Annotated in this window: 27 protein-coding genes; 14 read left to right on the top strand and 13 right to left on the bottom strand. The window is 66.5% G+C overall.

Annotated features, from left to right (window positions below):
* Window positions 1-165: 165 nt before the first annotated feature.
* Window positions 166-2334, bottom strand: a complete 2169-nt coding sequence (locus ACMZ91_RS14805) for a M3 family metallopeptidase (RefSeq protein WP_414578528.1) — start codon at window positions 2332-2334, stop codon at window positions 166-168.
* 130 nt (window positions 2335-2464) lie between these two features.
* Between ACMZ91_RS14805 and ACMZ91_RS14800 the strand changes: the two genes are divergently transcribed.
* Complete coding sequence (locus tag ACMZ91_RS14800) at window positions 2465-2944, top strand: glutathione peroxidase (RefSeq protein WP_012511597.1); 480 nt, start codon at window positions 2465-2467, stop codon at window positions 2942-2944.
* A 77-nt stretch (window positions 2945-3021) separates the two neighbouring features.
* On the opposite strand, the gene ACMZ91_RS14795 is transcribed toward ACMZ91_RS14800, so the two are convergent.
* From ACMZ91_RS14795 to ACMZ91_RS14775, 5 genes are all read right to left on the bottom strand, one after another.
* Window positions 3022-3801 (bottom strand): ferredoxin--NADP reductase, encoded by a 780-nt coding sequence (locus ACMZ91_RS14795; RefSeq protein WP_046984352.1) that lies wholly within the window; start codon window positions 3799-3801, stop codon window positions 3022-3024.
* 79 nt (window positions 3802-3880) lie between these two features.
* On the bottom strand, window positions 3881-5752 hold the full coding sequence (locus ACMZ91_RS14790) for an ABC transporter ATP-binding protein (RefSeq protein WP_049460581.1): 1872 nt from the start codon (window positions 5750-5752) through the stop codon (window positions 3881-3883).
* Between the two features lie 96 nt (window positions 5753-5848).
* The gene (locus ACMZ91_RS14785) at window positions 5849-6670 is read right to left on the bottom strand and encodes a hypothetical protein (RefSeq protein WP_049460580.1); all 822 of its coding nucleotides are present in this window, start codon (window positions 6668-6670) and stop codon (window positions 5849-5851) included.
* 66 nt (window positions 6671-6736) lie between these two features.
* Complete coding sequence (locus tag ACMZ91_RS14780) at window positions 6737-7186, bottom strand: carboxymuconolactone decarboxylase family protein (RefSeq protein WP_049460578.1); 450 nt, start codon at window positions 7184-7186, stop codon at window positions 6737-6739.
* A 36-nt stretch (window positions 7187-7222) separates the two neighbouring features.
* The gene (locus tag ACMZ91_RS14775; protein ID WP_049460576.1) at window positions 7223-8119 is read right to left on the bottom strand and encodes an RNA polymerase sigma-70 factor; all 897 of its coding nucleotides are present in this window, start codon (window positions 8117-8119) and stop codon (window positions 7223-7225) included.
* Window positions 8120-8266: 147 nt separating this feature from the next.
* Between ACMZ91_RS14775 and ACMZ91_RS14770 the strand changes: the two genes are divergently transcribed.
* The 4 genes from ACMZ91_RS14770 (at window position 8267) to ACMZ91_RS14755 (ending at window position 11409) form a co-directional block, all read left to right on the top strand.
* On the top strand, window positions 8267-9784 hold the full coding sequence (locus tag ACMZ91_RS14770; protein WP_049460574.1) for a fumarate hydratase: 1518 nt from the start codon (window positions 8267-8269) through the stop codon (window positions 9782-9784).
* Window positions 9785-9903: 119 nt separating this feature from the next.
* Entirely contained in the window at window positions 9904-10299 is a 396-nt protein-coding gene (locus ACMZ91_RS14765) for a hypothetical protein (RefSeq protein ID WP_049421524.1), read from the top strand.
* A 77-nt stretch (window positions 10300-10376) separates the two neighbouring features.
* Window positions 10377-10715, top strand: a complete 339-nt coding sequence (locus tag ACMZ91_RS14760; RefSeq protein WP_049460571.1) for a hypothetical protein — start codon at window positions 10377-10379, stop codon at window positions 10713-10715.
* 58 nt (window positions 10716-10773) lie between these two features.
* Window positions 10774-11409 carry a glutathione S-transferase family protein gene (locus tag ACMZ91_RS14755; RefSeq protein ID WP_049398760.1) on the top strand — a complete coding sequence of 212 codons (636 nt, stop codon included), beginning with the start codon at window positions 10774-10776 and terminating at the stop codon, window positions 11407-11409.
* 71 nt (window positions 11410-11480) lie between these two features.
* On the opposite strand, the gene arsC is transcribed toward ACMZ91_RS14755, so the two are convergent.
* From arsC to ACMZ91_RS14740, 3 genes are all read right to left on the bottom strand, one after another.
* Complete coding sequence (arsC, locus tag ACMZ91_RS14750; protein ID WP_049460569.1) at window positions 11481-11822, bottom strand: arsenate reductase (glutaredoxin); 342 nt, start codon at window positions 11820-11822, stop codon at window positions 11481-11483.
* Window positions 11822-12976 carry a phospholipase A gene (locus ACMZ91_RS14745; RefSeq protein ID WP_019337376.1) on the bottom strand — a complete coding sequence of 385 codons (1155 nt, stop codon included), beginning with the start codon at window positions 12974-12976 and terminating at the stop codon, window positions 11822-11824. Before ACMZ91_RS14745 ends, arsC begins: the two co-directional genes overlap by 1 nt.
* A gap of 119 nt (window positions 12977-13095) precedes the next feature.
* Complete coding sequence (locus ACMZ91_RS14740; RefSeq protein WP_049398758.1) at window positions 13096-13581, bottom strand: DUF456 domain-containing protein; 486 nt, start codon at window positions 13579-13581, stop codon at window positions 13096-13098.
* Window positions 13582-13817: 236 nt separating this feature from the next.
* Here ACMZ91_RS14740 and ACMZ91_RS14735 point away from each other — a divergent pair, with 236 nt between their 5' ends.
* Window positions 13818-14027: a cold-shock protein gene (locus ACMZ91_RS14735; protein WP_005410290.1), complete on the top strand. Its 210-nt coding sequence runs from the start codon at window positions 13818-13820 to the stop codon at window positions 14025-14027.
* A 71-nt stretch (window positions 14028-14098) separates the two neighbouring features.
* Here the strand turns inward: ACMZ91_RS14735 and ACMZ91_RS14730 are convergent, their stop codons facing one another.
* Window positions 14099-14593, bottom strand: coding sequence for a glycine zipper 2TM domain-containing protein (locus tag ACMZ91_RS14730; protein WP_010486804.1), 495 nt, complete (start codon window positions 14591-14593; stop codon window positions 14099-14101).
* Between the two features lie 136 nt (window positions 14594-14729).
* A complete protein-coding gene (locus ACMZ91_RS14725; protein ID WP_049420899.1) occupies window positions 14730-15164 on the bottom strand; it encodes a cytochrome c in 435 nt (144 codons plus the stop codon).
* Between the two features lie 80 nt (window positions 15165-15244).
* On the opposite strand from ACMZ91_RS14725, the gene ACMZ91_RS14720 reads away from it, so the two are divergent.
* Window positions 15245-16072: a tRNA threonylcarbamoyladenosine dehydratase gene (locus tag ACMZ91_RS14720; RefSeq protein ID WP_049460567.1), complete on the top strand. Its 828-nt coding sequence runs from the start codon at window positions 15245-15247 to the stop codon at window positions 16070-16072.
* A gap of 72 nt (window positions 16073-16144) precedes the next feature.
* Here ACMZ91_RS14720 and ACMZ91_RS14715 read toward each other — a convergent pair whose 3' ends face one another.
* Both ACMZ91_RS14715 and ACMZ91_RS14710 read right to left on the bottom strand, forming a co-directional pair.
* A complete protein-coding gene (locus ACMZ91_RS14715) occupies window positions 16145-16924 on the bottom strand; it encodes a TatD family hydrolase (protein WP_049460565.1) in 780 nt (259 codons plus the stop codon).
* Complete coding sequence (locus ACMZ91_RS14710) at window positions 16921-17136, bottom strand: DUF6116 family protein (protein WP_049398753.1); 216 nt, start codon at window positions 17134-17136, stop codon at window positions 16921-16923. Before ACMZ91_RS14710 ends, ACMZ91_RS14715 begins: the two co-directional genes overlap by 4 nt.
* A 163-nt stretch (window positions 17137-17299) precedes the next feature.
* On the opposite strand from ACMZ91_RS14710, the gene ACMZ91_RS14705 reads away from it, so the two are divergent.
* The 7 genes from ACMZ91_RS14705 (at window position 17300) to ACMZ91_RS14675 (ending at window position 26233) form a co-directional block, all read left to right on the top strand.
* The gene (locus ACMZ91_RS14705) at window positions 17300-18145 is read left to right on the top strand and encodes a glycine zipper 2TM domain-containing protein (RefSeq protein ID WP_049398785.1); all 846 of its coding nucleotides are present in this window, start codon (window positions 17300-17302) and stop codon (window positions 18143-18145) included.
* 126 nt (window positions 18146-18271) lie between these two features.
* Entirely contained in the window at window positions 18272-18814 is a 543-nt protein-coding gene (locus tag ACMZ91_RS14700; RefSeq protein WP_049460564.1) for a GNAT family N-acetyltransferase, read from the top strand.
* 175 nt (window positions 18815-18989) lie between these two features.
* Entirely contained in the window at window positions 18990-19646 is a 657-nt protein-coding gene (locus ACMZ91_RS14695; protein ID WP_049460582.1) for a glutathione S-transferase family protein, read from the top strand.
* Between the two features lie 78 nt (window positions 19647-19724).
* On the top strand, window positions 19725-22004 hold the full coding sequence (locus tag ACMZ91_RS14690; protein WP_149909199.1) for a thiamine pyrophosphate-dependent enzyme: 2280 nt from the start codon (window positions 19725-19727) through the stop codon (window positions 22002-22004).
* Window positions 22005-22007: 3 nt separating this feature from the next.
* Window positions 22008-23951, top strand: a complete 1944-nt coding sequence (gene asnB, locus ACMZ91_RS14685; protein WP_149909200.1) for an asparagine synthase (glutamine-hydrolyzing) — start codon at window positions 22008-22010, stop codon at window positions 23949-23951.
* Between the two features lie 66 nt (window positions 23952-24017).
* On the top strand, window positions 24018-24578 hold the full coding sequence (locus ACMZ91_RS14680; protein WP_149909201.1) for an NADPH-dependent FMN reductase: 561 nt from the start codon (window positions 24018-24020) through the stop codon (window positions 24576-24578).
* Between the two features lie 212 nt (window positions 24579-24790).
* Window positions 24791-26233 (top strand): replicative DNA helicase, encoded by a 1443-nt coding sequence (locus ACMZ91_RS14675; RefSeq protein ID WP_149909202.1) that lies wholly within the window; start codon window positions 24791-24793, stop codon window positions 26231-26233.
* Window positions 26234-26392 lie beyond the last annotated feature (159 nt).

Raw genomic sequence — 26392 nt, 5'->3', positions numbered from 1 at the left:
GGTGGGTGCCGACCGTTGGTCGGCACGATCCATCCGCGCCACGAACCCCGGCATCATCGATCCACACATGACGCACTCCAGTAGATCCACGCCATGCGTGGATGCCCCAACAAAAAACCGCCCGGTCTCCCGGGCGGTTTTCGTTTCAGGCTACCGCGCGGGCGATCAGTTGCCGGCGCCGGTCAGGCCACGCTTTTCCAGCAGCGGTTCGATCTGCGGCTCGTGGCCGGCGAAATCGCGGAACAGCTGCATGGCATCCACGCTGCCGCCCTTGGACAGCAGGGTGGCGCGGAAGTGGTCGCCGTTCTTGCGGCTCAGGCCGCCGTTGTCCTTGAACCACTTCTGGGTGTTGGCGTCGAGCACTTCCGACCAGATGTAGGCGTAGTAGCCGGCCGAGTAGCCGCCCATGATGTGGCTGAAGTACGGGGTCTTGTAGCGCGGCGGAACCGGCGCGTAGTAGATGCCGTCCTTCTCCAGCGCGGCGCGCTCGAAGGCCATCACGTCCTTGGCGGCCGGCACCTGGTCGGCGCCGATCTGGTGCCAGCGCTGATCAAGCATGGCCGCGCCCAGGTACTCGGTGGTGGCGAAGCCCTGGTTGAACTTGGCCGCTGCCAGCACCTTGTCCAGCAGTGCCTGCGGCATCGCCGAACCATTCTGGTAGTGCTTGGCGTAGTTCTTCAGGATGACCGGATTATCCGACCACATTTCGTTGACCTGCGAGGGGAACTCGACGAAGTCACGCGGCACCGAAGTGCCCGAGAAGTACGGGTACTTCACGTTGGAGAACATGCCGTGCAGGGCGTGGCCGAACTCGTGGAAGGTGGTGTTCACCTCATCCCAGGTCAGCAGGGTCGGCTGGCCGGCCGGCGGCTTCGGGATGTTCAGGTGGTTGGCGACCACCGGCTTGAAGCCGGTCAGCTTGGACTGCGAGACGTAGGAGTTCATCCACGCACCGCCACGCTTGGAGGCGCGTGCATACGGGTCGAAGATGAAGATCGCCAGCTGGCTGCCGTCAGCGTCGAACACGTCGTAGACGGTGACGTCATCGTGGTAGACCGGCAGGTCGGTGCGCTGCTTGAAGGTCAGGCCGAATTCCTGGCCGGCGGCGTAGAACACGCCGTTCTCCAGCACGTTCTTCATCTCGAAGTACGGCTTCAGCTGCGACTCGTCGAAGTTGTACTTGGCCTGGCGCACCTTCTCGCTGTAGAAGGCCCAGTCCCACGGTTCCAGCTGGAAGGTCGGCTTGCGCGCGGCCTTCTGTTCCTTGTCGATCATCGCCTGCAGATCGGCGGCTTCGCGCTTGGCGTTGGCCACGGCGGCCGGAGCCAGCTTGCCCAGCATTGCGTTGACCGCTTCCGGGGTCTTGGCGGTCTGGTTGGTCAGGTTGTAGGCGGCGAAGTTCGGGAAGCCCATCAGCTTGGCCTTGTCGGCACGCAGCTGCATGATGCGCGAGACCAGCGCGGTGTTGTCGAACTCACCGCCGCGGCTGCCGCGGGTGGTCGAGGCTTCGTAGATCTTCTGGCGCAGGGCGCGGTTGGCCAGGTTGGTCAGCGGCGGCTGGCCGGTGGTGTTGAGCAGGGTGATCACGTACTTGCCTTCCAGGCCACGGGCCTTGGCGGCTTCGGCGGCGGCAGCGATCTGCTCCTTGGACAGGCCGTCCAGCTCCTTGACGTCGTCGACGGTGATCGCCGAAGCGTTCACTTCCGACTGCACGTTCTGGCTGAACTTGGTGCCCAGGTTGGCCAGCTCGGCGTTCATCGCCTTCAGCGTGGCCTTGTCAGCCTCGGACAGCTTGGCGCCGGCGCGCACGTAGTTGTCGTAGTACTTCTCGACCAGGCGCACGCCTTCGGCGTCCAGGCCCAGCTGGCTGCGGGAGTCATACAGCGCCTGGATGCGGGCGAACAGCTTGCCGTTCAGCGCGATCGCATCGCTGTGCGCGGCGAACTTCGCCGAGTAGTCGGCCTGCAGCTTCTTGCGGGTGTCGTTGGTATCGGCGCCGACCAGGCTGAAGAACACGGTGGTCGCACGGTCGAGGATGTCACCGCTCTTTTCCAGGGCGATGATGGTGTTGTCGAAGGTCGGCTTGGCCTTGTTGTTGGCGATCGCCTCCACTTCCTTCAGCTGCTGCGCCATGCCGGCGTCGAAGGCCGGGGCGAAGTCGCTGTCCTTGATCTTGTCGAACTGCGGGAAATGCAGCGGCAGCGGGCTTTCGGCGAAGAACGGATTGGCCTGCTGGGCATGGGTGCTGGCAGCCGGGGTGGCGGCGCCGGCCGAGAAGGCGGGCAGGGCAAGGCCGAGGGACATGGCCACGGCAAGGGCAAGGCGAGTGGTCAAGGTAGGAACTCCGGTAAGGCAAACAAGGGCCCGAGGGTAACCCGGCCGGCGGCGCCCGCACTTGTGTCAAAAGGCATGTTGCCGGGGCTGGGCGCGGGTAACATGCATTCACCGCCCACGGGCCGCTGCCATGACCACTGCCTACGACTTCAGCTTCCGCGACCTCGACGGCCAGCCGCAGGCCCTGGCCCGGTACCAGGGGCACCCGTTGCTGCTGGTCAATGTCGCCAGCCGTTGTGGCTTCACCCCGCAGTACACCGGGCTGGAACAGCTGTGGCAGGAGTATCGCGAGCGTGGCCTGGTGGTGATCGGGTTCCCATGCAACCAGTTCGGTGCACAGGAGCCCGGCGACGCCGCGCAGATCCGCCAGTTCTGTTCGCTGGACTACCCGGTCAGCTTCCCGCTGTCGGAGAAGATCGAGGTCAACGGCGAGGGGGCTGATCCGTTGTGGGCATGGCTGTCACGCGAGAAGCGCGGCCTGCTGGGTAGCGCCCGCATCAAGTGGAATTTCAGCAAGTTCCTGGTCGACCGCCAGGGGCAGGTGGTGTCGCGGCATGCGCCTACCACCAGGCCGGAGCAGCTGCGCGGCGAGATCGAAGCGCTGCTGTGAGATGAACCCGAAAAGGGGACGGAGGGGATTAAGTCGTTTGTGCACAAACGACTTAATCCCCTCCGTCCCCTTTTTGCTTATTTCTCGACGAAGGCGCGTTCGAACACGTAGTGGCCCGGCTGGCCGATACGCGGCGAGACCTGGAAGCCACGGGCATCGAGCACGCTGCGCAGGTCGGCCAGCATCTGCGGGCTGCCGCAGATCATCGCGCGGTCGTTCTCCGGGCTCAGCTCGGGCAGGCCGAGGGTGCGCTGCATCTCGCCGCTTTCCATCAGCTGGGTCAGGCGGCCCTGGTTGGCGAACGGCTCGCGGGTGACGGCCGGGTAGTACAGCAGCTTGTCACCGATCATCTCGCCCAGGAATTCGTGCTCACGCAGTTCCTTCTCGAAGTAATCGCGGTAGGCCAGGTCCTTCTCGTAGCGCACGCCGTGGCAGAGGATCACCTTCTCGAAGCGCTCGTAGGTTTCCGGGTCCTTGATGACCGACAGCCACGGCGCCATGCCGGTGCCGGTGCCCAGCAGGTACAGGTTCTTGCCGGGGTGCAGATCGCTGATCAGCAGGGTGCCGGTGGGCTTCTTGCCGACCAGCACCTTGTCACCCGGCTTGATGTGCTGCAGGCGCGAGGTCAGCGGGCCGTCCTGCACCTTGATGCTGAAGAACTCCAGATGCTCTTCCCAGTTGGCGCTGGCGATGGAATACGCGCGCAGCAGCGGCCGCGCCTCGGTTTCCAGGCCGATCATCACGAACTGGCCGTTCTCGAAGCGGAAACCGCTGTCGCGGGTGAGGGTGAAACTGAAGTAGGCATCGGTCCAATGACGGACCTCAAGCACCGTTTCGGCGCCAAAAGCGGAGGACATGGGCGTATCTATCGGAAGTCGTCGGGGTGATTCTATCTCAAATGAGACAGGTTCTCATTAGGCGGAACGAGAGGCGTTCTCAGCGGTAACCGGCCGCCTGCAGCTCGAACAGCTCGGCGTAGCGGCCGCCCTGGGCCATCAGCTGCTCATGAGTGCCGCTGGCCTCGATCCGGCCATCGGCCAGCACCAGGATGCGATCGGCCATGCGTACCGAGGAGAAACGGTGGGAAATCAGCACTGCGGTGCGATTATCCGCCAGTTCCCTGAACCGCTGGAACACCTCGAACTCACTTCGCGCATCCAGCGCTGCCGTTGGCTCATCCAGGATCATCACCTGCGCATTGCGCATCCATGCGCGGGCGATGGCGATCTTCTGCCATTGGCCGCCGGACAGGTCCACGCCCTGCTTGAAGCGGCGGCCGATCAGCTGGTCGTAGCCGCCGGGCAGGTCGTCGATCACTTCCTCGGCCATTCCGCGCCGTGCGGCGTCGGCGATGCGCGCCTGGTCGTCCATCGCCTCGACCTGGCCGACGCCGATGTTCTCGCCGGCGCTGAGGTTGTAGCGCACGAAGTCCTGGAAGATCACCCCTAGATTGGCGCGCAGGTCGTCCAGGTCGTAGTCGCGCAGGTCGCGCCCATCGAGCAGGATGCGGCCCTCGTCCGGTTCGTACAGCCGCGCCAGCAGCTTCACCAGTGTGGTCTTGCCAGCGCCGTTCTCACCGACCAGCGCCAGTACTTCGCCGGCCTGCAGCTGGAAATCAAGGTGGCGCACCGCCCATTGCTCGGCATCCGGGTAGCGGAAGCCGACGTTCTCGAACACGAAGCCCTGGCGGATCGGCTGCGGCACGCGCACTGCACCTTCGCGCGAGTGGATTTCCGGCTGGATCTGGAAGAACGAGAACAGGTCATCCAGGTACAGCGCCTGGCTGGCCACCTGCGAGAACCCGATCAGCAGGCCTTCCAGCAGCTGGCGCAGGCGCAGGAAGCTGCCGGCGAGGAAGGTCAGGTCGCCGATCGAAAAGTCGCCGCGCACCGTGCGCCAGGCGATGTAGGCGTAGGCGGTGTAGTAGCCCAGTGTGCCCAGTGCGGCCAGCAGCGTGCCCCAGAACGCGCGGCGCCGGGCCAGGGCGCGGTTGGCCTGGAACAGCGCCACCGACAGGCGCCGGTAGCGCTCCACCAGGAAGCGGTGCAGGTTGTAGATCTTCACTTCCTTGGCCGTTTCCACGCTGGCACCGAGCTGGCGCAGGTAGTCGAGCTGGCGGCGCTCGGGCGTCCACTGGAAGTTGAGGCTGTAGCCGGCCGCGTTGAAGTGCGATTCGCCGATGAAGGCCGGCACCAGTGCCAGCGCCAGCAGGAGGATCAGCCATGGCGCGTAGACCAGCAGGCCGACGGCGAGGCTGGCCACGGTGATCGCGTCCTGCACCTGGCCGAACAGCTGGCTCATCAGGTTCATCCGGCCCATGGTCTGGCGTCGCGCACGGTCCAGCTTGTCCTGCAGGTCCGGGTCCTCGAAGTCCTCCAGATCCAGCGTTGCCGCGTGTTCCATCAACCGGATGCTGGTGACGTTGGCGAACAGTTCCGAGAGCAGGGCATCGGCGTAGCTGACCAGCCGGCCGAGCAGATCCGAGGCGATGGCCAGGCCGAATTCCAGCGCCAGCAGGCCCAGCAGCGGATTCAGTATGCCGCTGGACAGTGCTTCGCCCAGCGGCGGGAAGCCAGCGTCGTGCTGGCTCAGGTGCAGGGCGCTGTCGATGATCAGCTTGCCGACGTAGAGCATCGCCACCGGCAGCAGCGCACGGATCAGGCGCAGGCCAAGGCTGGCCAGGGTGAGCGCGGGGCTGGTCTTCCAGACCATGCGCAGGAACGGTGGCAGGTTGCGCATCGCCCTGAAGCGCTGGCGCAGGCTGGGTTTCTTCGCGGCGGCAGCGCCAGCGGTGGGGGTAGCAGGCATGTGCGTATTGTGCGCGCCCTGCGCGTGGCGGAGGCATGAACGGGGCGCATGCCTGCCATGCGCCGGCAGGGCAGCGCGTCGGCGCCGCCTGCGCGCTCAGTCCAGCGCAGCCAGCAGCGCAGGATGGTGAGCGAACCAGAAGCGCAGGGCCCCGCTGTCGATGCCGTAGGCGCCTTTCCAGAAATCGACGGGATAGCTCCAGTCCGAAGAGCGCGACGTGCGCGGTGCCAGGCCGACCCGGGTGAAGCGTTGCGCCAGGCCGGGATGCTCGGGGGTCTGCAGCAGCCCGGCATGGCCCAGGGCATCCAGCAGGTGACGCGCCTGCTCGACGGACAGTTTCAGGCCCGGCAGCGCGCGCACGCGTTTGACGATGGTCGACGGGGTGTCCTTGGCGTCGCTCTCGTGGTGCAGCAGCCGCAGCAGTGCCACCAGTGTGCTCATGTCGCCGGGCGCCCGTCTGGGCGTCAGATTGTGTTGTTCCAACAGGAAGGTGATGGCGTTTACGCTTCCGCCGAGCACGACCCCGATGTTGTGGCGGACGCGCGCCCAGCTGGTCGGGTCGAATCTGCCTTCGCGGACCTGGCCGCAGACCGCACAGGCCAGGCTGGGGTGTGGCTGCTCCTGATGCCTGGGGAAGTTCACCATGAACGCATACGCCGACAGCCCGGCGCGCAGGTCGCTGCGGTTCTCCTGCACGCCGAGGATGAAGTTGTCTGCCACATGCTGGCGGTCGGCGCGGGCATAGGCGGCGAACATCCGCACCTGGAGGGCCTCATGGCCCGGATGTTCGACGGGCCACAACAGTCCATGCCGTTCAAGCGTCGACAGGAGTTCGGGCGGCGCGGTGTCCCGCTCCCGGTACTGGGTCAGCGCCTTCAGCGCCTCCTTGCTGGGCGTGTCGGGGGCTTCGTCGGCCATGACGTTCGGATGCTTCCTGCGGGGCAGGTACAGTGCCCGGCGGTCCAGGCACTGTCAACGAAGCGCTCAGGGCAGCGGCGGCAGCAGCCCGGCGCCCAGCCGGTTCCAGGCGTTGATCACCGCAATGCCCATGCTCAGGTCACTGATGCCCTTCTCATCGAAGTGCGGTGCCAGTGCATCGAACGCCGCCTGTGACGGTGCACCGTCGGTCAGCCGGGTCAGCGCTTCGGCCCAGCCCAGCGCCGCACGCTCGCGGGCATCGAAGAAACGGCTTTCGTGCCACGCGGGCAGCGTATCCAGCTTGCGCGGCTCGATGCCGCCCTTGCGCAGCGCCGTGCCGTGCATGTCCATGCAGTAGCCGCAGCCGTTGAGCTGGGACACCCGCAGGAACAGCAGTTCCATCAGGGTCGGATCGATCGAGCTGTCATGCACCGCCTGGCTGGTGGCAAGCAGGCCCTTGAAGGCTTCGGCGGCCAAGCGGGTGTAAGGGACGCGGGGAGATGCGTGGTCGGACATTTTCGGCTCCACGGCGGCCACGATGGCCGCCTTTCATTACAAGGACGCCGTGCCGTCACCGCGCGTGACAACGTCCGGCAACTTTTCCGGATTCAACACGCTGTACACGTTGGCGATGCGGCCATCGACCACTTCGATGGTGGTGATCGAGTGCAGGCGATCGCCTTGGAAGCGCAGGATCGCCGGCTCGCCGTTGACGTAGCCCAACTGCGCCGGATGCGCCGCGCCGCGGCGGGCGATGGCCCAGAACAGGCGGCCGATGCGCTCGGCGCCCAGCAGCGGGCGGATCGCCGCGGTAACCACGCCACCGCCGTCGGAGACCAGCAGCGCGTTGGCGTGCAGCAGGGCCTGGATCGCTTCGCTGTCGCCGCGCTGGGAAGCGTCCATGAAGCGCGTGAGCAGTTGCCGGTGCTGGCTGGCGTCGGCGTTGAAGCGTTGCCGCCCGGCCTGCAGGCGCTGCCGGGCACGATGCACCAGCTGCCGGCAGTTGGCCTCGCTGTGGCCGATCAGGTCGGCGATCTCACGGTAATCGTGGTCGAAGGCTTCCTTCAGCAGGAAGGCGGCGCGTTCCTCGGGGCCGAGCTGTTCAAGCAGGGTCAGGAAAGCCACCGAGACATCGTCGGCAAACGCATGCAGCTGCGCCGGGCCGGGCGCCGGGTCGGGCTCCAGGGTGACCGCCAGTGGCTCGGCCAGCCACGGGCCGACGTAGTGCACGCGCTCGCGCTTGGCTGCGCGCAACCGGTCCAGGCCGAGCCGGGTGGTGGTGGTGACCAGCCAGGCTTCGGGGTCGCGGACGGCCGCCGGGTCGGCGCCGGACCAGCGCAACCAGGCATCCTGGACCACGTCTTCGGCGTCGGCGCGACTGCCGAGCAGGCGGTAGGCCAGCGCCATCAGGCGCGGACGGTGGGTCTGGAAAGCGGTTTCAGCGTTCATGTGGGCAAGGACGCCGCAGTGGCGCGTGGCGTGACAGAGGGTGTGCGTGGATAGTGCAGGCCAGCGGCCGGCACTACCACCCTGCGGCCGGGGGAGGGGGTAAAATGGGGGGATTACCCCCGCCAGCCTCCAGCAAGCGAGCAAGTCGTGACATCGATCAAGCAGGAAGACCTCATCCAGTCCATCGCCGACGCGCTGCAGTACATCTCGTACTACCACCCGGTCGACTACATCAAGAACCTTGCCGCCGCCTACGAGCGCGAGGAGTCGCCGGCCGCGAAGGAAGCGATGGCGCAGATCCTGATCAATTCGCGCATGTGCGCCGAAGGCCACCGTCCGATCTGCCAGGACACCGGCATCGTCACCGTGTTCCTGGAAATCGGCATGGACGTGCGTTGGGACGACGCCACCATGGGCGTGGAAGACATGGCCAACGAAGGCGTGCGCCGCGCCTACATGCACCCGGACAACAAGCTGCGCGCCTCGGTGCTGGCCGACCCGGCCGGCAAGCGCACCAACACCAAGGACAATACCCCGGGCGTGGTCAACGTCAAGGTGGTGCCGGGCAACACCGTCGAAGTCATCGTCGCCGCCAAGGGTGGTGGTTCGGAAGCCAAGACCAAGTTCGCCATGCTCAACCCGTCCGATTCCATCGTCGACTGGGTGCTGAAGACCGTGCCGACCATGGGCGCCGGCTGGTGCCCGCCGGGCATGCTCGGCATCGGCATCGGCGGCACCGCCGAGAAGGCGATGCTGCTGGCCAAGGAAGCGCTGATGGAGCCGATCGACATCACCGAGCTGCAGGCCCGTGGTGCGTCCAACCGCATTGAAGAGCTGCGCCTGGAGCTGTACGAGAAGGTCAACGCGCTGGGTATTGGCGCGCAGGGCCTGGGTGGCCTGACCACCGTGCTCGACATCAAGATCAACGATTACCCGACCCACGCGGCCAACCTGCCGGTGGCGATGATCCCGAACTGCGCGGCCACCCGCCATGCGCACTTCACCCTGGATGGCAGCGGCCCGGTGATGCTGGACCCGCCGTCGCTGGAGGACTGGCCGAAGCTGACCTACGATTCGTCCAAGGGCACCCGCGTGGACCTGGACACGATCACCCCGGAGGACGTGGCCAGCTGGAAGCCGGGCCAGACCCTGCTGCTCAACGGCAAGCTGCTGACCGGTCGCGACGCCGCGCACAAGCGCATGGTCGACATGCTCAACAAGGGCGAGGAACTGCCGGTCGATCTGAAGGGTCGCTTCATCTACTACGTCGGCCCGGTCGATCCGGTGCGTGACGAAGTAGTGGGCCCGGCCGGCCCGACCACGGCCACCCGCATGGACAAGTTCACCCGTCAAGTGCTTGAACAGACCGGCCTGCTGGGCATGGTCGGCAAGGCCGAGCGCGGCCCGGCGGCCATCGAGGCGATCCGTGACAACAAGTCGGCCTACCTGATGGCCGTCGGTGGTTCGGCCTACCTGGTGTCCAAGGCGATCAAGGCGGCGAAGGTGGTTGGTTTCGCCGACCTCGGCATGGAAGCGATCTACGAGTTCACCGTGCAGGACATGCCGGTGACCGTGGCGGTCGACTCCACTGGCGAATCGGTGCACAAGACCGGCCCGCGCGAATGGCAGGCCCGCATCGGCAAGATTCCGGTGGTGGTGGAGTAATTCCTCCCGTTCCGGTCCAGACAACGGCGCCCGTGTGGCGCCGTTGTTGCATGCAGCCTGCCCGTGGATGGTGTGCTCTGCTAACGTGCGCTGTCTGACGTATTGGAAGGGAGTCCATCGTGCTGCAGTGGTCGCGTGTTTTCGTGTTGCTGGTCGCTGCGCTGGCATGCAGTGCCTGCGGGCCACGTTATTTCGTCGAACCGCCAACCCACGAAGCGGGGAGGATCTGCGCGTCGGTCTGCGAGAGCCAGAAGGCGACGTGCGACTTCCACAACCGCGCCCGCGCGGAGTCGGATCAGCGCAGCTGCGAAAGCGAGAAGAGCCGGATCATCAGCCGTTGCAGTGGTATCGCCGACGACAAGCAGCGGCACAACTGTGAAGGGGGCAACGGCGCCGGCACCTACTGCGGTTCCCCGGCGCTTCCTTCATGCAGTGCTCCGTACGCCCAGTGCCTGCTCTCCTGCGGCGGCACCGTGAATGAAGTCCGCACCGACACCGGCATTCCCGTGTACTGATTCGGGGGCGCGCGTCGCTGCCTGCACGAGTAACCGTAGTCTGCTAAGGTCGGAACACCCCTGCACCGGATGTGCCCATGCGCCTGCATCGATCCGTCGCGGCTGTGTTCCTGCTGGTCCTGGCCGGCTGCAGCACAACGTCATCCTATGAAGGTGCGGATTTCTCCGCCTCCTCGCAGTGCCGCATGCAGTGCCAGGCCGACTATCGCAGCTGCATGGCGCAGAATGACTCCCTCGGCAGTCGCCAGAGCAATTGCGAGCAGCAGGTGGTGCCGGCGCCGGACAAGCGCTGCAAGGATGTGGACAACCCGGACCTGCGCCGTGCCTGCGAACTGAAGGCGCATGACTGCACGATGCGCGCGCCGATGATGTCCTGTGGCGAACGCCGGGATTCCTGCATGAGCATCTGCGGCTGAGCAGCGACCGCGCGCGCGGGTGCATAATCGGCGGATCCACCCGCACAGGATCCGCCGCATGAGCACCACGCTGTATGGTTCAACCAGTACCGCCGCGCTGGTGGTGCACTGGCTGCTGATCGAGCTGGGCATCGAGCACGAACTGGTGCTGCTGGATTTCGACGCGCGCGAGCACAAGTCGGCGGAGTACCTGGCGCTGAATCCGGCCGGTGTGGTGCCGACGCTGCTGATCGATGGCTTGGTACTGACCGAAGCGGCGGCGATCGCACTGTATCTGGCTGACCGCCATCCGGAGGCCAACCTGCTGCCCGCACTGGGCACGCCGCAGCGCGCCGATGCCTACCGCTGGATGTTCTGGTGTGCCAATACGCTGCAGCCGGCCTATCGTGCCTGGTTCTATCCGCATGAAATGGCGGGCGAGGCAAATATCGAAGCGAGCCGCGAGATGGCCCGTCAGCGCCTTGAGGCGGCCTGGCAGCAGGTCGCCACGCACCTGCAGGCGCATGGCCCCTACCTGCTGGGCACCACGCCCTGCGTGGTCGACTACATGCTGGTGATGCTGATGCGCTGGTCGCGCAACATGCCGAAGCCCAGCGACACCTGGCCTGTGCTCAAGGCACATGCCACGTCGATGAAGGCGCGCCCGGCGTTCGCCGAGGTATACCGCCGCGAAGGCATCACCGACTGGCGGTAACCAGAAAAGGGGACGGAGGGGATCAAGTCGTTTGTGCACAAGCGACTTGATCCCCTCCGTCCCCTTTTCCGTTACAGGATCTCCAGCACCGTTTCCGGTGGACGGCACAGCCGGGTGCCCTTGGGCGTGCGCACCACGGGGCGGTTGATCAGGCGCGGGTGTGCGGCCATCGCGGCGAGCAGCGTGGCATCGTCGGTCTCTTCCAGTCCCAGTTCGGTGAACTGTGCTTCCTTGCTGCGCACCAGATCACGTGCGCTCAATCCGGATTCGGCCAGCACCTGGCGCAGTGTGGCCACATCGGGTGGATTGCCCAGGTACTCGATCACCTCCGGATCGAAGCCCGCATCGCGGATCAGCTTCAATGCGCCACGCGAGTTGCTGCAGGCCGGGTTGTGCCAGATCGTCACGTCCATCAGAACCACTCCAGCAGCGACACGCCCACGCCCACGTAGGTGGCCTTGTGGTTGTAGTCGATCAGGCTTTCGCCGTAGCCGTCGAAGATCTGCACGTGGCCGCGCAGCAGGTTGCTGATCGGGAAGCCGTAATCCAGCTGCAGGGCACCGTGTGAGCGGCTGCCGGTACGCAGCGAATGGCGTGCCATCAGCGAGACTTCGTGGCCGTTGCGGTTCCAGGTCAGGGTCGCATCACCGCGGCCCATGTAGTCCTCGATGTCCGGATTGTTGTCGTCGCTGCGGGTCTCGGGAATGCGGTACCACGGCCGCAGCACCAGCGCCCAGTTCTCGCGGTCCAGGCCGATGTTGAGCATCACCCGGTTCCAGCTGCGCGACAGTGGGTCGGCACGGCCGTTGGACTGGTGGTTCAGCGCGATGCCGGTCATGCGTCCACGCCAGCCACCGATCGAGTAGCCGTTGCGGAACACCATCATCACTTCCGGCTCGTAGTTAGTTTCGCGGAACGGGCGCGAATCCTCGCCGTTGTAGGCCTGCCAGCGCGAGCTCTGGGTGTAGCCGGCCCAGATGTCGCCGTTGTCGCCGAACAGGTTCTCGGCGATCTTGGTCTTGAAGCTGATCTGGAACTTCAGTTCGGCGCTGTCCAGCACCTGCGGCGTGGTGACCGTGTTGGCCGGATTCGGCGAATGCGGCGTGGTGTTGCGGTCGCTGGTCCAGAACGCCGGCAGCAGGTACACCGGCTTGTAGGCACGCAGCTGGAATGGGCCGAGCTTGGAGTCCTCGGCCAGTTCCCAGCGGCTGTCCAACAGCGAACCGCGGCCGGCATTGGCCAGCGCGCTGTCCGGCGCAGCGGGGCGGAACAGGTCGCTGACCCGCTCGCGCAGTTTCTCTTCGCCCTGGCTCACGCGTGCGGTCTGGCGTTCTTCGCGACGGGCCTGCGCGGCCGCCTCGGCAGCGGCATCGGCGGCGGCCGTGGCCTGCGGCGTATGCGCGAACAGGCGGTCATAGCAGGCCAGGCGCGCCGCGTCAGTGGTGATGGCGGCACACGCCGCGGGCGAGGTATCGGTGCTGGGCACGAATTCCTGCGCGGCCAATGGGGCACTGGCCAGGGCCAGCGCCAGCGGCGCAAGGCGGGGAAGCAGCGGGGGGAGGGTCATTCCAGCAGGCCCTTCGGTGAATACGGGAATCGCACAGTGTGGCGGCTGTACCGCATCGCGGCCAGCCCCCACGGTTTATGCACGGCCACCGCGTGCGCGCGGCGTGAAGACCGTGCGGCTTACAGGAACCAGGCGAAGGCGAACAGGCCCAGCATCGCGATCACCACCGCCAGCTTCAACGCCAGGCCGAGCAGGATGCCGAGCCAGGTGGCCAGACCCACCTTGGTCGAGCGGCCCAGTTCACGGGTGTGCCAGTACTCGCCGGCCAGGGCGCCGATCAGGGGCCCGGCAAAGAGGCCGATCGGCATGAAGAACAGCCCGACGATGCTGCCGACGAACGTGCCCCACAGCGCCTTGCGGCTGGCACCGACCCGCTGCGCACCCACCACTGTGGCCAGTACGTCCACCAGCAGCGAGAGAAGGGTCAGTACGCCCAGCGCGACCAGGGTCGGCCAGCCGACGTGGGCGAAGCCGTCGGCCCACGCCGCCAGCAGCAGTCCGATGAACACCAGCGGGATGCCGGGGAGGGCCGGAAGGATGATTCCGGCGATGCCGACGAGGACAAAAATGACCGCTAGCAGATATAAGATGAATGAGAGTCCCATGCTGTCCCGTACGGTGGTCGTTTTGGGGTTGACAGTGAAAGATTTTGCCAGTTGCTTTTTCGTTTTGGGCGGGTTAAGTTGCAGTCGCTGAGCTTGGCAAGGTCACCGTGGATCGTGGCCTGATGAAGCAAGATCTTCCCGATCCGCTGCATCGATGCACCTCGCTTCCCCCTTGCTTGTCAGCCGCCCACCAGGCGTTTCCTACAACAAGAGAGAGTCACCAGGGAGTTAGTGAGATGTCTGATCGCGAGACCGGTACCGTCAAGTGGTTCAACGATGCAAAGGGCTTCGGCTTCATCAGCCGTGAAAACGGCGAAGACGTGTTCGTGCACTTCCGTGCCATCCAGACCCAGGGCTTCAAGAGCCTGAAGGAAGGCCAGAAGGTCACCTTCACCGTCGTGCAGGGCCAGAAGGGCCTGCAGGCCGACGCCGTTCAGCCGACCTGATCGCGCTGCATACCGTCAAATGAAAAGGCCCGCGCAAGCGGGCCTTTTCTTTGCCATCGGCCCGATGCAGGTCAGCGCAGGATGACCTTGCCGTTGACCACGCGCACGTAGGTGTTCTCGCGGATGCCGCCGAGGTCGCGCTGGTTGACCACGATGGTGCGGCCATCGTCCATGCGCACGCTGATGTCGTAGGTGTCGCTGGTCACGTTCTTCTGGATCTGGTTGCCGGCCAGTGCGCCACCGACCGCGCCCGCAGCGGCGGCGATGTTCTTGTTGCCACGGCTGCCGCCGGTGTGGTCGGAGATCTCGTGGCCGGCCACGGCGCCGACGATGCCGCCCAGGATCGCGCCGGTCGCGCTGGGCGCGGTACGGCCGGACTGCACGGTGTTGATGCGGGTCACGATGCCGCAGTCGGCGCAGCGGCCCTGGTTGTAGCCACCATTGTTGCCGTAGCCGCCATTGTTGTAGCCGTTGTTGTAACCACCACCGCCGTAGCCGGGCGAGGTGGCACAGCCAGCCAGGGCAAGGGTAGCGATGGCGCTGGCGGCGATGAGCTGGATCTTCATGGGGCGTCTCCTGGCCGTGAAGGCGGGTGTCTGGGGTGGTACTGCGTCATGCAGCAGGGTGGACGAATCGTCCCCTTTTGAACGTGAACAAGGCGCCAACCGCGCAGGCCTTGTCCGGCTGCAGGATGAATGCGGCTCAGCGGAAGTCCTGGTGGCAGGCGCGGCAGTCGGCCTGCACCGTTTCCACCACCTGGGCCAGGGCCGTGCAGTCGCTGGGCGGCGCAGCCAGAGCGGCGTTGAGGTTGCCGCGCAGCTGACTGGCATGCTGCTGGAACTGCGCGCTGTCCTTCAGCCCGGGAAAGGCCAGGTCCAGATCGTTGGACAGCAGGCGCATCGCCTGCAACCGCGGCACGCTGTCGGCCAGGCTGCAGCGGTTCTGCTGCTGGGCCTGCTGCAGCAGCTGCGATTGCCGTTGCATCACCTGCATCAGGCTGTCCGGGAACGGATCGCGGCGGGCCTGCAGGGCGCGGCCGACCATCACCGTGGCGATCAGGCCGATCAACAGGCCCAGGCCGAGCACGAACAGATAGCGGTAGGCGGTGGACGGGCGGCGGGGCGGGCTGGCGTTCATGGCGGGCTCTCCGGACGTGCAACGGTGGGTTCGATGCCGGCGCGCTGCAGGCGCTGGCGCCTGCACGTTAAAATAGCCGGATGAACGAACAGGTCAAACAACGCTTCGCCGGCATCGAACGGCTGTATGGCGTGGGCGCACTCGAGCGCCTGCAGAGCAGCCGCGTGGCGGTGGTGGGCATGGGGGGCGTTGGCTCGTGGGTGGTGGAGGCATTGGCCCGTTCGGCGGTCGGTCACCTGACCCTGATCGATGCCGATGACATCTGCGTGTCCAACACCAACCGGCAACTGCCGGCGATGGAAGGCAACTACGGCCGCAACAAAGCCGAGGCGATGGCCGAACGCTGCCGCGCGATCAACCCGGACATCGCGGTCGATGCCGTACAGGCGTTCCTGACGGTGTCGAACATGGCCGAACTGCTGGACCGTGGCTTTGATCTGGTGATCGATGCCTGCGACAGCTTCCGGGTCAAGGTCGAGACGATTGCCTGGTGCCGCCGCCGCAAGCTGCCGCTGCTGACCGTGGGGGCTGCCGGTGGTCGCACCGATCCCACCCTGGTGCGCATCCGCGATGTCTCGCGCACCGAGCACGACGCCATGCTGGCGTTGATCCGCAAGAAGCTGCGCAGCGAGTTCAACTTTCCGAAGAATGCCAAGCGCTACTTCGGCGTGCCGGCGGTGTATTCGCTGGAGAATGTGAAGTACCCGCAGGCCGATGGCAGCGTCTGTGGCATCCGCCCGAACCTGGGCGCTGATGCGGCATTGAAGCTGGACTGCGGCGCGGGCCTGGGTGCGGCGACCCACATCACCGGTGCGTTCGCGTTCGCGGCGGTCGGCAAGGCGCTTGAAATGCTGCTGGAGCCGAAGAAGGTGAAGGCCGAAGTGGTCGAGGATCACGCTGACGCGTGATGGTAGTGCCGGCCGCTGGCCGGCAACTCCGGAATGATTGAATCAGCGCAGACGCCGGCCAGCGGCCGGCACCTACCGTTGCATTGCGGGCAGCGCGAACAGCCGCCGCGCGTTCTCCGTCGTGGCCTGGGCCACCGCGTCCAGCTCCATCCCGCGTAGCGCCGCCACGTGGCGGGCGATGATCGCCAGCCGTGCCGGTTCGTTGCGCTGGCCGCGGATGCCGGCGTCAGGCTGGTCCGGGGCGTCGGTCTCCAACAGCAGCTGTTCCAGCGGCATCTCGCGCACCAGCCGCTGCAGGCGTTGCGCGCGTTCGTAGGTCAACGGGCCGCCGAGCCCGAGCAGGAAGCCCTGCCTGTGCAGTTGCGCTGCCTGTTCCGGACTGCCGGAAAAGCTGTGCACCACGCCGCGCAGGCCGCCGACGCGACGGATCGCGGCGATCACCGCATCCACCGCGCGCCGTGCATGCACGATCACCGGCAGCTCGAACTCACGGGCCAGTTCCAGCTGACCGATGAAATATGCCTGTTGCGCCTCGGCATCCAGGCCTTCAACGAAAAAGTCCAGACCACATTCGCCGATCGCGCAGGGGCGTTCGCGTTCGATCCACTCGCGCAGCAGCGGCAGGTGCCCAGGCTGGTGCTCGGCCAGGAACATCGGATGCAGGCCGTAGGCTGGGTACAGCCCCGGCGCCTGCTGGCAGACCTCGCGCAGCTTCGGCCAGCTGGCTGCGGTCACCGCCGGCACCACCTGCAGGTGCACGCCAGCGGCCTGCGCACGCTCGACCACCGCGGCGCGGTCGCGGTCGAACTCGCTGGCGTCCAGATGGCAGTGGCTGTCGACCAGCAGGCTCAATGCTGCTCCAGCGGCGGAGGCGTGGTGGTGTTGCGGCGCTTCCAGTTGGCCAGCAGCAGGGTGCCGAAGCCGAGCACCAGCTCATCGACGAACGGAATCGGGTCTGGGATGAACAGGGTCAGCGCGAACAGGCCCGCGGTGAGCTTGAACAGGGTGGGGTAGCGCAGCCGGCGCGCCCATTGCAGTACCGGCAGCAGCATCGGGTTGGCCATGGCGGGGGTCCTCCTGGGGAATATGCAAACGCTACCACGGGCCCAGCATTTCCCGATGCTGAATGGGTTACGGGAATGAGCAGGAAATGTGGAGATTCCGTTCAGGCAGCGCATGCTGCAATCTGGTTCGAGAACGTTGCGGATGGTCCGCAAGGAGCAGGTCATGAAAAGCACAACTACAACTGTCCTGGTCGCAGCGGGCGCGCTGCTGGTCGGTGGCATCGCCACTGCCGCCTTCATGAAGAGTGGCGACAGATCGCCCGATTCCATCAGCGCCGGAACCCCCAATGGTGAATCGCGCCTGGTCGATGGCAACGCCACCGACGATGGCGCGCGTGGTGACACTCTCGACCCGACCGCACCGCGTGGGCTGGAATATGCCGATGTGCTGAAGGTCGACCCGATCACCGAGAAGCAGAAGGCCTACGCCACCGTGATCGGCACCGACGCGGTGCGTGAGACCTCCACCACCCAGACCCCGCATGAAGTCTGCCAGGACGTGACGGTGCAGGAGCGCCTGCCGGAACGTGACGGCAACGTCGGCGGTACCGTGGTCGGTGCTGTGGTGGGTGGCCTGCTGGGCAACCAGGTCGGCGGTGGCAACGGCAAGAAGGCCGCGACCGCAGCCGGTGCCGTGGCCGGTGGCTTCATCGGCAACCAGATCGACAAGCGCCATGTGGGTGGCCGCGTGGTCAACCGCACCGAGCGCCAGTGCCACACCGAGACCGCCACCTCCGAGTCGAGCCGTGTTACCGGCTACAACGTGACCTACCGCAACGAGGACGGCACCACCGGCACCATGCGCATGGCCAGCAAGCCGGGCAACCGCATCGCCATGGGCACCAATGACGTGGTGAAGGGCTACAACGTGACCTACCGCTACGACGGCGCCGAGAAGACCGTGCGCATGGACAACAAGCCGGCCAGCGATCGCCTGCCGGTGGTCGACGGCCAGCTGGTCACGCAGACCGCTGCTGCCGGTGCCACGGCGGCCAGCACGCGCCAGTAATCCAGATGCCGCATGCAGTACCTGACGGGCCGGCTTATGCCGGCCCGTTTCGTTGCAGCCGGCGAAATTCATCCGCGCGGGGCGTGAATCCACCATCATGGACGCTTCCTTCGACATGGAGCCGGCATGAGCATCTTCGACCTGCGCATCGAAACCGAACGGCTGATCCTGCGGCCGCTGCTGCGCGAGGACTACGAGCCGTATCTGGCGTTCTGCGCCGACGAGGAAACGATGCGCACCCTTGGTGGCGTGCAGCCGCCTTCGGTGGCCTGGCGTGGCTTCTGCAGCCTGGCTGGCGCCTGGCAGCTGTTTGGCTTCTCGATGTTCAGCGTGATCGAGAAATCCAGCGGTGACTGGATCGGGCGGATGGGGCCCTGGCAACCGCAGGACTGGCCCGGTACCGAGGTCGGCTGGGGCATCCGTCATGCCAGCTGGGGCCGGGGCTATGCGCCGGAAGCGGCGGTCGCAGCAATCGATTGGGCGTTCGACACGCTGGGTTGGGACGAAGTGATCCACACCATTGCCGAGAACAACGACAACTCGCGGGCGGTCGCGCGCAAGCTCGGCAGCACCCTGCTGCGCATGGGGGAGTTGCCAGCGCCGTACAACGACAAGCCGATGCAGATCTGGGGCCAGTCGCGCGAGCAGTGGCGGCAGCGCGCGCGCTGATCGTTGCCCGGTAGTGCCGGCCGCTGGCCGGCAATCGCATGAATCTGCCGCAACGCGATTGCCGGCCAGCGGCCGGCACTACCGGGTTGCCATGCTGCACCCGCGCTTGGCATTCATCGGCGCGCTTGCCAGACTGCACGCAGCTGGCCGCCGGCCGGATCCGATGGAGCAGGCGATGGTGGAAGAGCGCGTCCCGTTGACGGTGCATGGCATGTCGGTCTCGGGCAATTGCCACAAGGTGCGCCTGCTGCTGGAGCAGCTCGGCAGCCGCTACCGCTGGGTGGAGGTGGACAGCGCCCATGGCCAGACCCACACCCCCGAATTCCTGGCGTTGAATCCGAATGCCAAGGTGCCGCTGATCGTCCGCGACGATGGCCGCGTGCTGACCGAATCCAACGCGATCCTGTTCTGGCTGGCCGAGGGCACGCCGTACCTGCCCACCGATGGCTGGGAGCGCGCGCAGGCGTTGAGCTGGATGTTCTTCGAGCAGTACACGCACGAGCCGTGCGTGGCGGTGGCGCGCTTCATCCGTGGCTGGACCCCCGCTGATTCACCGCGCCGCGCCGAACTGCCGCGCCTGCACGAGCGCGCCGCCACCGCGCTGGCGGTGATGGAGCAGCACCTGCGCCAGGCGCAATGGTTCACCGGCAACGGATATGGCGTCGCCGATATCGCGTTGTTCGCCTATACCGACGTGGCGGCAGAGGGCGGTATCAGTCTGGAGCCATTCCCGGAAGTGCGTGGCTGGCTGCAGCGCGTGCGTGAACAACCGCGCTTCCTGCCGATGCCGGCCGTGACTGCCGAAGTGCGCTCGCGATTCGAGGCTGCGTGACTCTCGCCAGGGTGACCCCCACAGGGTAGCGCCTGGCCAGCGCCGGGCGGAATGCAACAACGACACGGAGGGTGTTCGATGTTCGCTGTGGTTCCAGATCCGATTCCCGCACGCATGCGCGTGCTCAACCGCGCCGAAGTGTGCGACGTCAACTTTCTCGATGCGGTGCGTGGCTGGCGTGGAACCCCGCGTCCGCGCCCGGCGCCGGATGCGCCGATCCTGCCGGGCAGCACGCTCACTGCCGCAGCGTTTGGCGAACTGTTCGATTCGCAGCTGGCCAGCCGCCAGCTGGACCTGATGGCACGCGTGCTGCGCGTTCAGAACAAGGTCTTCTACACCATCGGTTCCTCCGGCCACGAAGGCAACGCGCTGTTGGCGCGGGCCTGCCGGCATACCGATCCAGCCTTCCTGCACTATCGCTCTGGTGCCTTCATGGCCGAGCGTTCGCGCCAGGTGCCGGGCATCGATCCGCTGCGCGATGCCGCGCTGTCTTTCGCCGCCAGCGCCGATGACCCGGCCAGCGGGGGCCGCCACAAGGTGTGGGGCAGCAAACCGTTGTGGGTGCTGCCGCAGACCTCGACCATCGCGTCGCACCTGCCGAAAGCGCTGGGCACCGCGCTGGCCATCGAGAGCGGCAAGCGCCTGGGGCAGCCGTTGCCGATCCCGGCCGACAGCATCGTGCTGTGCTCGTTCGGCGACGCCTCGGCCAACCATGCCACCGCGCAGACCGCGTTCAACACCGCGATGTGGTCGGCCTACCAGAAGCTGCCGGCGCCGATCCTGTTCGTCTGCGAGGACAACGGGCTGGGCATTTCAGTGAAGACGCCGGAAGGCTGGATTGCCGAGCGCTTCAGCCGCCAGCCGGGGCTCGACTATTTCTTCGCTGATGGTCTCGACCTGGCCACCGGGCACGCCCAGGTGCAGGCGGCGGTGGAGCACTGCCGGCGCACGCGGCGACCCACCTTCCTGCATCTGCGCACCACCCGCCTGATGGGCCACGCCGGCACCGACTTCGAGGTGGAATGGCGCGCGCTGCCGGAGCTGTGCGCGGCCGAGGCGCAGGATCCGCTGCTGCGCTCGGCGCAGATCGCGATGGAGTCGGGCTGGATGGATGCGGCCGCCATCGAGGTCGCCTACGAAACGATGCGCGCGCGCTGCATGGCGGCGGCGGCGGATGCCGAAGGCCGCCCGACGCTGCAGTCGCTACAGGAGGTGATGGCGCCGCTGGCACCGTACACGCCGGCGGCGGTGCAGGCCGAAGCGCGGCGCGAGGTGCCCGCCGATGCGCGCGAAGCGCAGTATGGCGGTGCGGAGGTCCTGCCCGAGCGGCAGGCACCTCGGCACCTCGCCATCCAGATCAACCATGGGCTGCAGGAACTGCTGGCGAAGTATCCGCAGAGCCTGCTGTTCGGCGAGGACGTCGCGCAGAAGGGCGGTGTCTATACCGTCACCAAGGATCTGCTGCGCCGCTTCGGCCCACGCCGGGTGTTCAACACCCTGCTGGACGAGACCATGATCCTGGGCATGGCGCAGGGCCTGGCCAACATGGGCATGCTGCCGATCCCGGAGATCCAGTACCTGGCCTACCTGCACAACGCCATCGACCAGGTGCGCGGCGAAGCGTGCTCGCTGCAGTTCTTCTCCAATGACCAGTACCGCAACCCGATGCTGGTTCGGGTGGCCGGGCTGGGCTACCAGAAGGGCTTCGGTGGCCACTTCCACAACGACAATTCGATCACCGCGCTGCGCGACATTCCCGGCCTGGTGGTCGGTTGCCCGTCGCGCGGCGACGATGCGGTGATGATGCTGCGCACGTTGGCCGCGCTGGCGCGGGTGGACGGGCGGGTGGCGGTGTTCCTGGAGCCGATCGCGCTGTACATGAGCAAGGACCTGCATGCGCCGGGCGATGGCCAGTGGCTGTTCGACTACCCCGCCCAGGGCCAGGCGCTGGTGCCGGGCGAAGGGCGGGTCTATGCGCCGGAGGCAGGCGACCTGGTGGTCTACACCTATGGCAATGGCGTGCCGATGGCGCTGCGCGCGGCGCGGGCAATCGAGCAGCAGCTGGGCTGGCAGGTGCGGGTGGTCGACCTGCGCTGGCTGGTGCCGCTGGATGCCGGTTTCATCGCCGCGCAAGCCGCCAGCGCCCGGCGCGTGCTGGTGCTGGACGAGGGCCGCCACAGTGGCGGGGTGGGCGAGGGCGTGGTCACCGCCCTGGTCGAGGCCGGCTTCGGCCACCTGCCGCTGCGCCGGGTCTGCGGTGCCGATACCTATACCCCGTTGGCGGGGGCAGCAATGTTCGGGCTTCCAAGCGACAATGCGGTGATTGGCGCCGCCCTTGAACTGGCGCAGGAACCTTGATGCATGTGTGGATTGGCGGGAATGTTGTTGCCGGCGCGGGTGGCGTCGGCCGAGGTGCTGCAGGCGCAGGTCCTGGCCATGGGCGAGGCGCTGCACCACCGCGGGCCGGATGATGGCGGCAGCTGGGTCGATGCCGGGGCCGGCATCGCGCTGGCGCACCGTCGGCTGAGCATTCTCGACCTGTCGCCGCTGGGCCACCAGCCGATGGCCTCGTCCGATGGTCGCTACGTGATGGCTTACAACGGCGAGGTCTACAACTTCGCCGCCCTGCGTGCCGAACTGGAGCCGCTGGGACACGCCTTCCGTGGGCACTCCGACACCGAGGTGCTGCTGGCAGCGATTCTGCAATGGGGCATGGAAGACACCCTGCAGCGCTGCAACGGCATGTTCGCCATTGCGCTGTGGGACCGCCAGGAGCAGTGCCTGTGGCTGGCCCGCGACCGCGTTGGCAAGAAGCCGCTGTACTACGGCTGGGCCGGCGACACGCTGGTGTTCGGTTCGGAACTGAAGGCGCTGTGGCAGCACCCGGCCTTCGACAACGACATCGACCGTGACGCCCTGACCCTGCTGCTGCGGCTGGATTACATTCCGGCGCCGCACAGCATCCACCAGCGTTGCTACAAATTGATGCCGGGCCGCGTGCTGCGCCTGGATGCGGAAGCCGTAGCGGCGGGTGCGGCCGCGCATCGCCCGGAACAGGCGCAGCGCCCGTACTGGGATGCCCGTGCACGCATGCAGGCGGCGCTGGCTGCGCCGTTCCAGGGCCGCATCGAGGAAGCCGAGGAGCAACTGGACGGGCTGCTGCGTGACGCGGTCGCGCTGCGCATGGTGGCCGACGTGCCGGTGGGCGTGTTCCTGTCCGGCGGCACCGATTCGTCGCTGGTGGCCGCGCTGATGCAGGCACAAAGTGGCCAGCCGGTGCACAGCTTCAGTATCGGGTTCACCGGTTCGGGCCACGACGAGGCGCCGCTGGCCAAGGAACTGGCCGCGCATCTGGGCTGCGACCACACTGAACTCTACGTCAGCGGTGCCGATGCGTTGGCGGTGGTGCCGCAGTTGCCGGCGATGTTCGACGAACCCTTCGCCGATGCCTCGCAGGTGCCGACCGCGCTGGTCGCCCGCCTGGCGCGGCAGGGCGTGACCGTGGCGCTGTCCGGCGATGGTGGCGACGAGCTGTTCTTCGGCTATACCCGCTATGTACGCGCGCTGCGCAACTGGCAGATGCTGGGCCGCGTGCCGGGGCCGCTGCGGCGCTGGATGGGCGCGCGCTCCCAGCAGCAGGGCGAGGCCTCGCGTACCGGCGGCCTGGCCGCGCTGTTGGCAGAATCCGGCGCGCGTGGCATCGGTGACGTGTACCGCAACCGCATCTCGCGCTGGCGCGACCCGGCGGCGGCAGTGCCCGGGGCGCAGGCCGCGGGCAGCTTCTACGACCTGGCCGACCCGTTGCACGGTGCCGGCACACCGGCCGATGCGATGATGCTGGCCGATTACGTGACCTACCTGCCGGATGACCTGCTGTGCAAGGTCGACCGCACCTCGATGGCGGTCAGCCTGGAAGCCCGCGCACCGCTGTTGGATTCTCGCGTGGCCGAGTTCGCCTGGTCGCTGCCGCTGGGCTTCAAGCGCAGTGAAACCACCAGCAAGGTGCTGCTCAAGCGCGTGCTGGGCCGCTATGTACCGCAGTCGATGGTGCACCGGCCCAAGCGTGGTTTCGGCGCGCCGGTCAGTGACTGGCTGAAGGGCGACCTGCGGCCGTGGGCCGAAGACCTGCTGCAGCCCGCGCGGCTGGAGCAGGAGGGCGTGCTGTCGGCGGCCGCGGTACAGCCGCTGTGGCAGCAGTTCCTCGGCGGCCAACGCAAGTGGCATACCCATCTGTGGAATGTGCTGATGTTCCAGGCCTGGCAGGCGCATTGGCGGCAGGTGCGCGCTGGCGTGACCGGCGGCTGATCTTCACCGGCCTGCAAGGGCCCGGCGACTAGGCTGGGCCTCCCGCACCGTGAGGAGTATGTCCCGATGTCCGTCCCCACCATCGCCGTGTTCGTCGGCAGCCTGCGCAAGGATTCCTGCAACCGCAAACTGGCCCATGCGCTGGAGAAGATTGCAGGCGACCGTGCGCGCTTCCAGTACGTGCAGATCGGTGATCTGCCGCTGTACGACCAGGACTTCGATGGCCACTATCCGGCGCAGGGTACCCGGCTGAAGGACCAGGTCCGTGCCGCCGATGCGGTGCTGTTCGTGACCCCGGAATACAACCGGTCGGTGCCGGGCGTGCTGAAGAACGCCATCGATATCGGCTCGCGCCCCTACGGTGACAGCGCGTTTGCCGGCAAACCGGCGGCGTTGATCGGCGCCTCCATCGGCCAGATCGGCACCGCCGTGGCCCAGCAGCACCTGCGCAACAGCCTGGCCTTCCTGGACATGCACGTGCTCGGCCAGCCCGAGGCGTTCATTCATTTCAAGGACGGCCTGATCGATGCCGATGGCACGGTCCACAATGAAGGCACGCAGAAATTCCTGCAGGGCTACGTGGACCGGTTCCTGGCGCTGATCGCGGTTCACGTCAAGGGCGATTGACGCCAGCGGTTGCCAGCCCCATCTGCGATAATGTCCGCTCGGGTGCCGCAATGGCGCCCGTCGCAGGCAGTGCGACGCCCCCACGCCAGTCTGGCCAGGCACCGGCGGATATCCCCCGTTTCTCCACGGCTTATCCACAGGCTTGTCCATGGCCGCCGGGGTCGGCGCATGCCTACACTCGTCCGGCCCACTTTCGCAGGAAACACCGCAGCATGTCCGCTCGCCCCGGCTTCCGTTCCAACCGCAGAGAGCGCGGTGAAGGCTTCGATCGCGATCGCGATCGCGATCGCGACGAGTCGCGCATCGACCAGTTGCGGGTACCGCCCCATTCGGTGGAAGCCGAGCAGGCGGTGCTGGGTGGCCTGATGCTGGCCCCGGAGGCCTATGACCGGGTCAATGACCAGCTGACCGAAGGCGATTTCTACCGCCGCGACCACCAGATGATCTATCGCGCGATCCGTGAGCTGTCCGAGCGCGAGCGGCCGTTCGATGCGGTGACCCTGGGCGAGTGGTTCGAATCGCAGGGCAAGATGGAACTGGTGGGCGATGGTGCCTACCTGATCGAACTGGCCAGTACCACGCCGTCGGCGGCCAACATCGTGGCCTACGCCGAGATCGTGCGTGACAAGGCGGTGCTGCGGCAGCTGATCCAGGTGGGTACCGACATCGTCAACGACGGCTTCCAGCCCGAGGGACGAGAGAGCAGCGAGCTGCTGGCCTCGGCGGAAAAGAGCGTGTTCGCCATCGCCGAACAGGGCGCACGCGGCCGTACCGATTTCGTGGCGATGCCCGGTGCATTGAAGGATGCCTTCGAAGAGCTGCGCAGCCGCTTCGAGAACGGCGGCAACATCACCGGCCTGCCGACCGGCTACAACGATTTCGATGCGATGACCTCCGGCCTGCAGCCGACCGACCTGATCATCCTTGCCGCGCGCCCGGCCATGGGCAAGACCACCTTCGCACTGAACATCGCCGAGTACGCGGCGATCAAGTCGAAGAAGGGCGTGGCGGTGTTCTCGATGGAAATGTCGGCATCGCAGCTGGCGATGCGCCTGATTTCCTCCAACGGCCGCATCAACGCACAGCGCCTGCGTACCGGCCAGCTGGAAGACGAGGACTGGAGCCGCGTCACCAGCGCGATCAAGATGCTGAAGGAAACCAAGATCTTCATCGACGACACGCCTGGCGTGTCGCCGGAAGTGCTGCGTTCCAAGTGCCGCCGCCTCAAGCGCGAGCATGATCTGGGCCTGGTGGTGATCGACTACCTGCAGCTGATGAGCGTGCCGGGCAACAGCGAAAACCGCGCGACCGAAATCTCGGAGATCTCGCGTTCGCTGAAGGGCCTGGCCAAGGAACTGCACGTGCCGGTGATCGCGCTGTCGCAGCTCAACCGCTCGCTGGAAACGCGTACCGACAAGCGCCCGGTGATGGCCGATCTTCGCGAATCGGGCGCAATCGAGCAGGATGCGGACATGATCGTCTTCATCTACCGCGACGATTACTACAACAAGGAAAATTCGCCGGACAAGGGCCTGGCCGAGATCATCATCGGCAAGCACCGTGGTGGCCCGACCGGGTCGTGCAAGCTGAAGTTCTTCGGCGAGTACACCCGCTTCGACAACCTGGCCCACGACTCGGTCGGTTCATTCGAATAGCCGTAGTGCCGGCCGCTGGTCGGCAACCACCCCACGGCCGGCAAACCATCCGAAACGCCGAACGTCCGTATGTGGCGTGTAAATGACATGTAACGCGACGCTTTTACGATTCCGCCGCTGCTGCCCTTCGACGCCGCCCTTCGGCGTCCAGCGTGCCCA

This window comes from Stenotrophomonas sp. FR024 (assembly GCF_047500745.2).
GTDB classification, from domain to species: Bacteria; Pseudomonadota; Gammaproteobacteria; order Xanthomonadales; family Xanthomonadaceae; genus Stenotrophomonas; species Stenotrophomonas maltophilia_A.
Note: the sequence above shows the minus strand (reverse complement) of the source record. Positions and strands in the feature narration are given on the sequence as shown.

Excerpts from the sequence above, each read along its gene's own strand:
- ACMZ91_RS14800 (WP_012511597.1), top strand. The coding sequence starts at position 2,465 with ATGACCACTGCCTACGACTTCAGCTTCCGCGACCTCGACGGCCAGCCG.
- ACMZ91_RS14795 (WP_046984352.1), bottom strand. The coding sequence starts at position 3,801 with ATGTCCTCCGCTTTTGGCGCCGAAACGGTGCTTGAGGTCCGTCATTGG.
- ACMZ91_RS14790 (WP_049460581.1), bottom strand. The coding sequence starts at position 5,752 with ATGCCTGCTACCCCCACCGCTGGCGCTGCCGCCGCGAAGAAACCCAGC.
- ACMZ91_RS14785 (WP_049460580.1), bottom strand. The coding sequence starts at position 6,670 with ATGGCCGACGAAGCCCCCGACACGCCCAGCAAGGAGGCGCTGAAGGCG.
- ACMZ91_RS14780 (WP_049460578.1), bottom strand. The coding sequence starts at position 7,186 with ATGTCCGACCACGCATCTCCCCGCGTCCCTTACACCCGCTTGGCCGCC.
- ACMZ91_RS14775 (WP_049460576.1), bottom strand. The coding sequence starts at position 8,119 with ATGAACGCTGAAACCGCTTTCCAGACCCACCGTCCGCGCCTGATGGCG.
- ACMZ91_RS14760 (WP_049460571.1), top strand. The coding sequence starts at position 10,377 with ATGCGCCTGCATCGATCCGTCGCGGCTGTGTTCCTGCTGGTCCTGGCC.
- ACMZ91_RS14755 (WP_049398760.1), top strand. The coding sequence starts at position 10,774 with ATGAGCACCACGCTGTATGGTTCAACCAGTACCGCCGCGCTGGTGGTG.
- arsC (WP_049460569.1), bottom strand. The coding sequence starts at position 11,822 with ATGGACGTGACGATCTGGCACAACCCGGCCTGCAGCAACTCGCGTGGC.
- ACMZ91_RS14745 (WP_019337376.1), bottom strand. The coding sequence starts at position 12,976 with ATGACCCTCCCCCCGCTGCTTCCCCGCCTTGCGCCGCTGGCGCTGGCC.
- ACMZ91_RS14740 (WP_049398758.1), bottom strand. The coding sequence starts at position 13,581 with ATGGGACTCTCATTCATCTTATATCTGCTAGCGGTCATTTTTGTCCTC.
- ACMZ91_RS14735 (WP_005410290.1), top strand. The coding sequence starts at position 13,818 with ATGTCTGATCGCGAGACCGGTACCGTCAAGTGGTTCAACGATGCAAAG.
- ACMZ91_RS14730 (WP_010486804.1), bottom strand. The coding sequence starts at position 14,593 with ATGAAGATCCAGCTCATCGCCGCCAGCGCCATCGCTACCCTTGCCCTG.
- ACMZ91_RS14725 (WP_049420899.1), bottom strand. The coding sequence starts at position 15,164 with ATGAACGCCAGCCCGCCCCGCCGCCCGTCCACCGCCTACCGCTATCTG.
- ACMZ91_RS14720 (WP_049460567.1), top strand. The coding sequence starts at position 15,245 with ATGAACGAACAGGTCAAACAACGCTTCGCCGGCATCGAACGGCTGTAT.
- ACMZ91_RS14710 (WP_049398753.1), bottom strand. The coding sequence starts at position 17,136 with ATGGCCAACCCGATGCTGCTGCCGGTACTGCAATGGGCGCGCCGGCTG.
- ACMZ91_RS14705 (WP_049398785.1), top strand. The coding sequence starts at position 17,300 with ATGAAAAGCACAACTACAACTGTCCTGGTCGCAGCGGGCGCGCTGCTG.
- ACMZ91_RS14700 (WP_049460564.1), top strand. The coding sequence starts at position 18,272 with ATGAGCATCTTCGACCTGCGCATCGAAACCGAACGGCTGATCCTGCGG.
- ACMZ91_RS14695 (WP_049460582.1), top strand. The coding sequence starts at position 18,990 with ATGGTGGAAGAGCGCGTCCCGTTGACGGTGCATGGCATGTCGGTCTCG.
- ACMZ91_RS14690 (WP_149909199.1), top strand. The coding sequence starts at position 19,725 with ATGTTCGCTGTGGTTCCAGATCCGATTCCCGCACGCATGCGCGTGCTC.
- asnB (WP_149909200.1), top strand. The coding sequence starts at position 22,008 with ATGTGTGGATTGGCGGGAATGTTGTTGCCGGCGCGGGTGGCGTCGGCC.
- ACMZ91_RS14680 (WP_149909201.1), top strand. The coding sequence starts at position 24,018 with ATGTCCGTCCCCACCATCGCCGTGTTCGTCGGCAGCCTGCGCAAGGAT.
- ACMZ91_RS14675 (WP_149909202.1), top strand. The coding sequence starts at position 24,791 with ATGTCCGCTCGCCCCGGCTTCCGTTCCAACCGCAGAGAGCGCGGTGAA.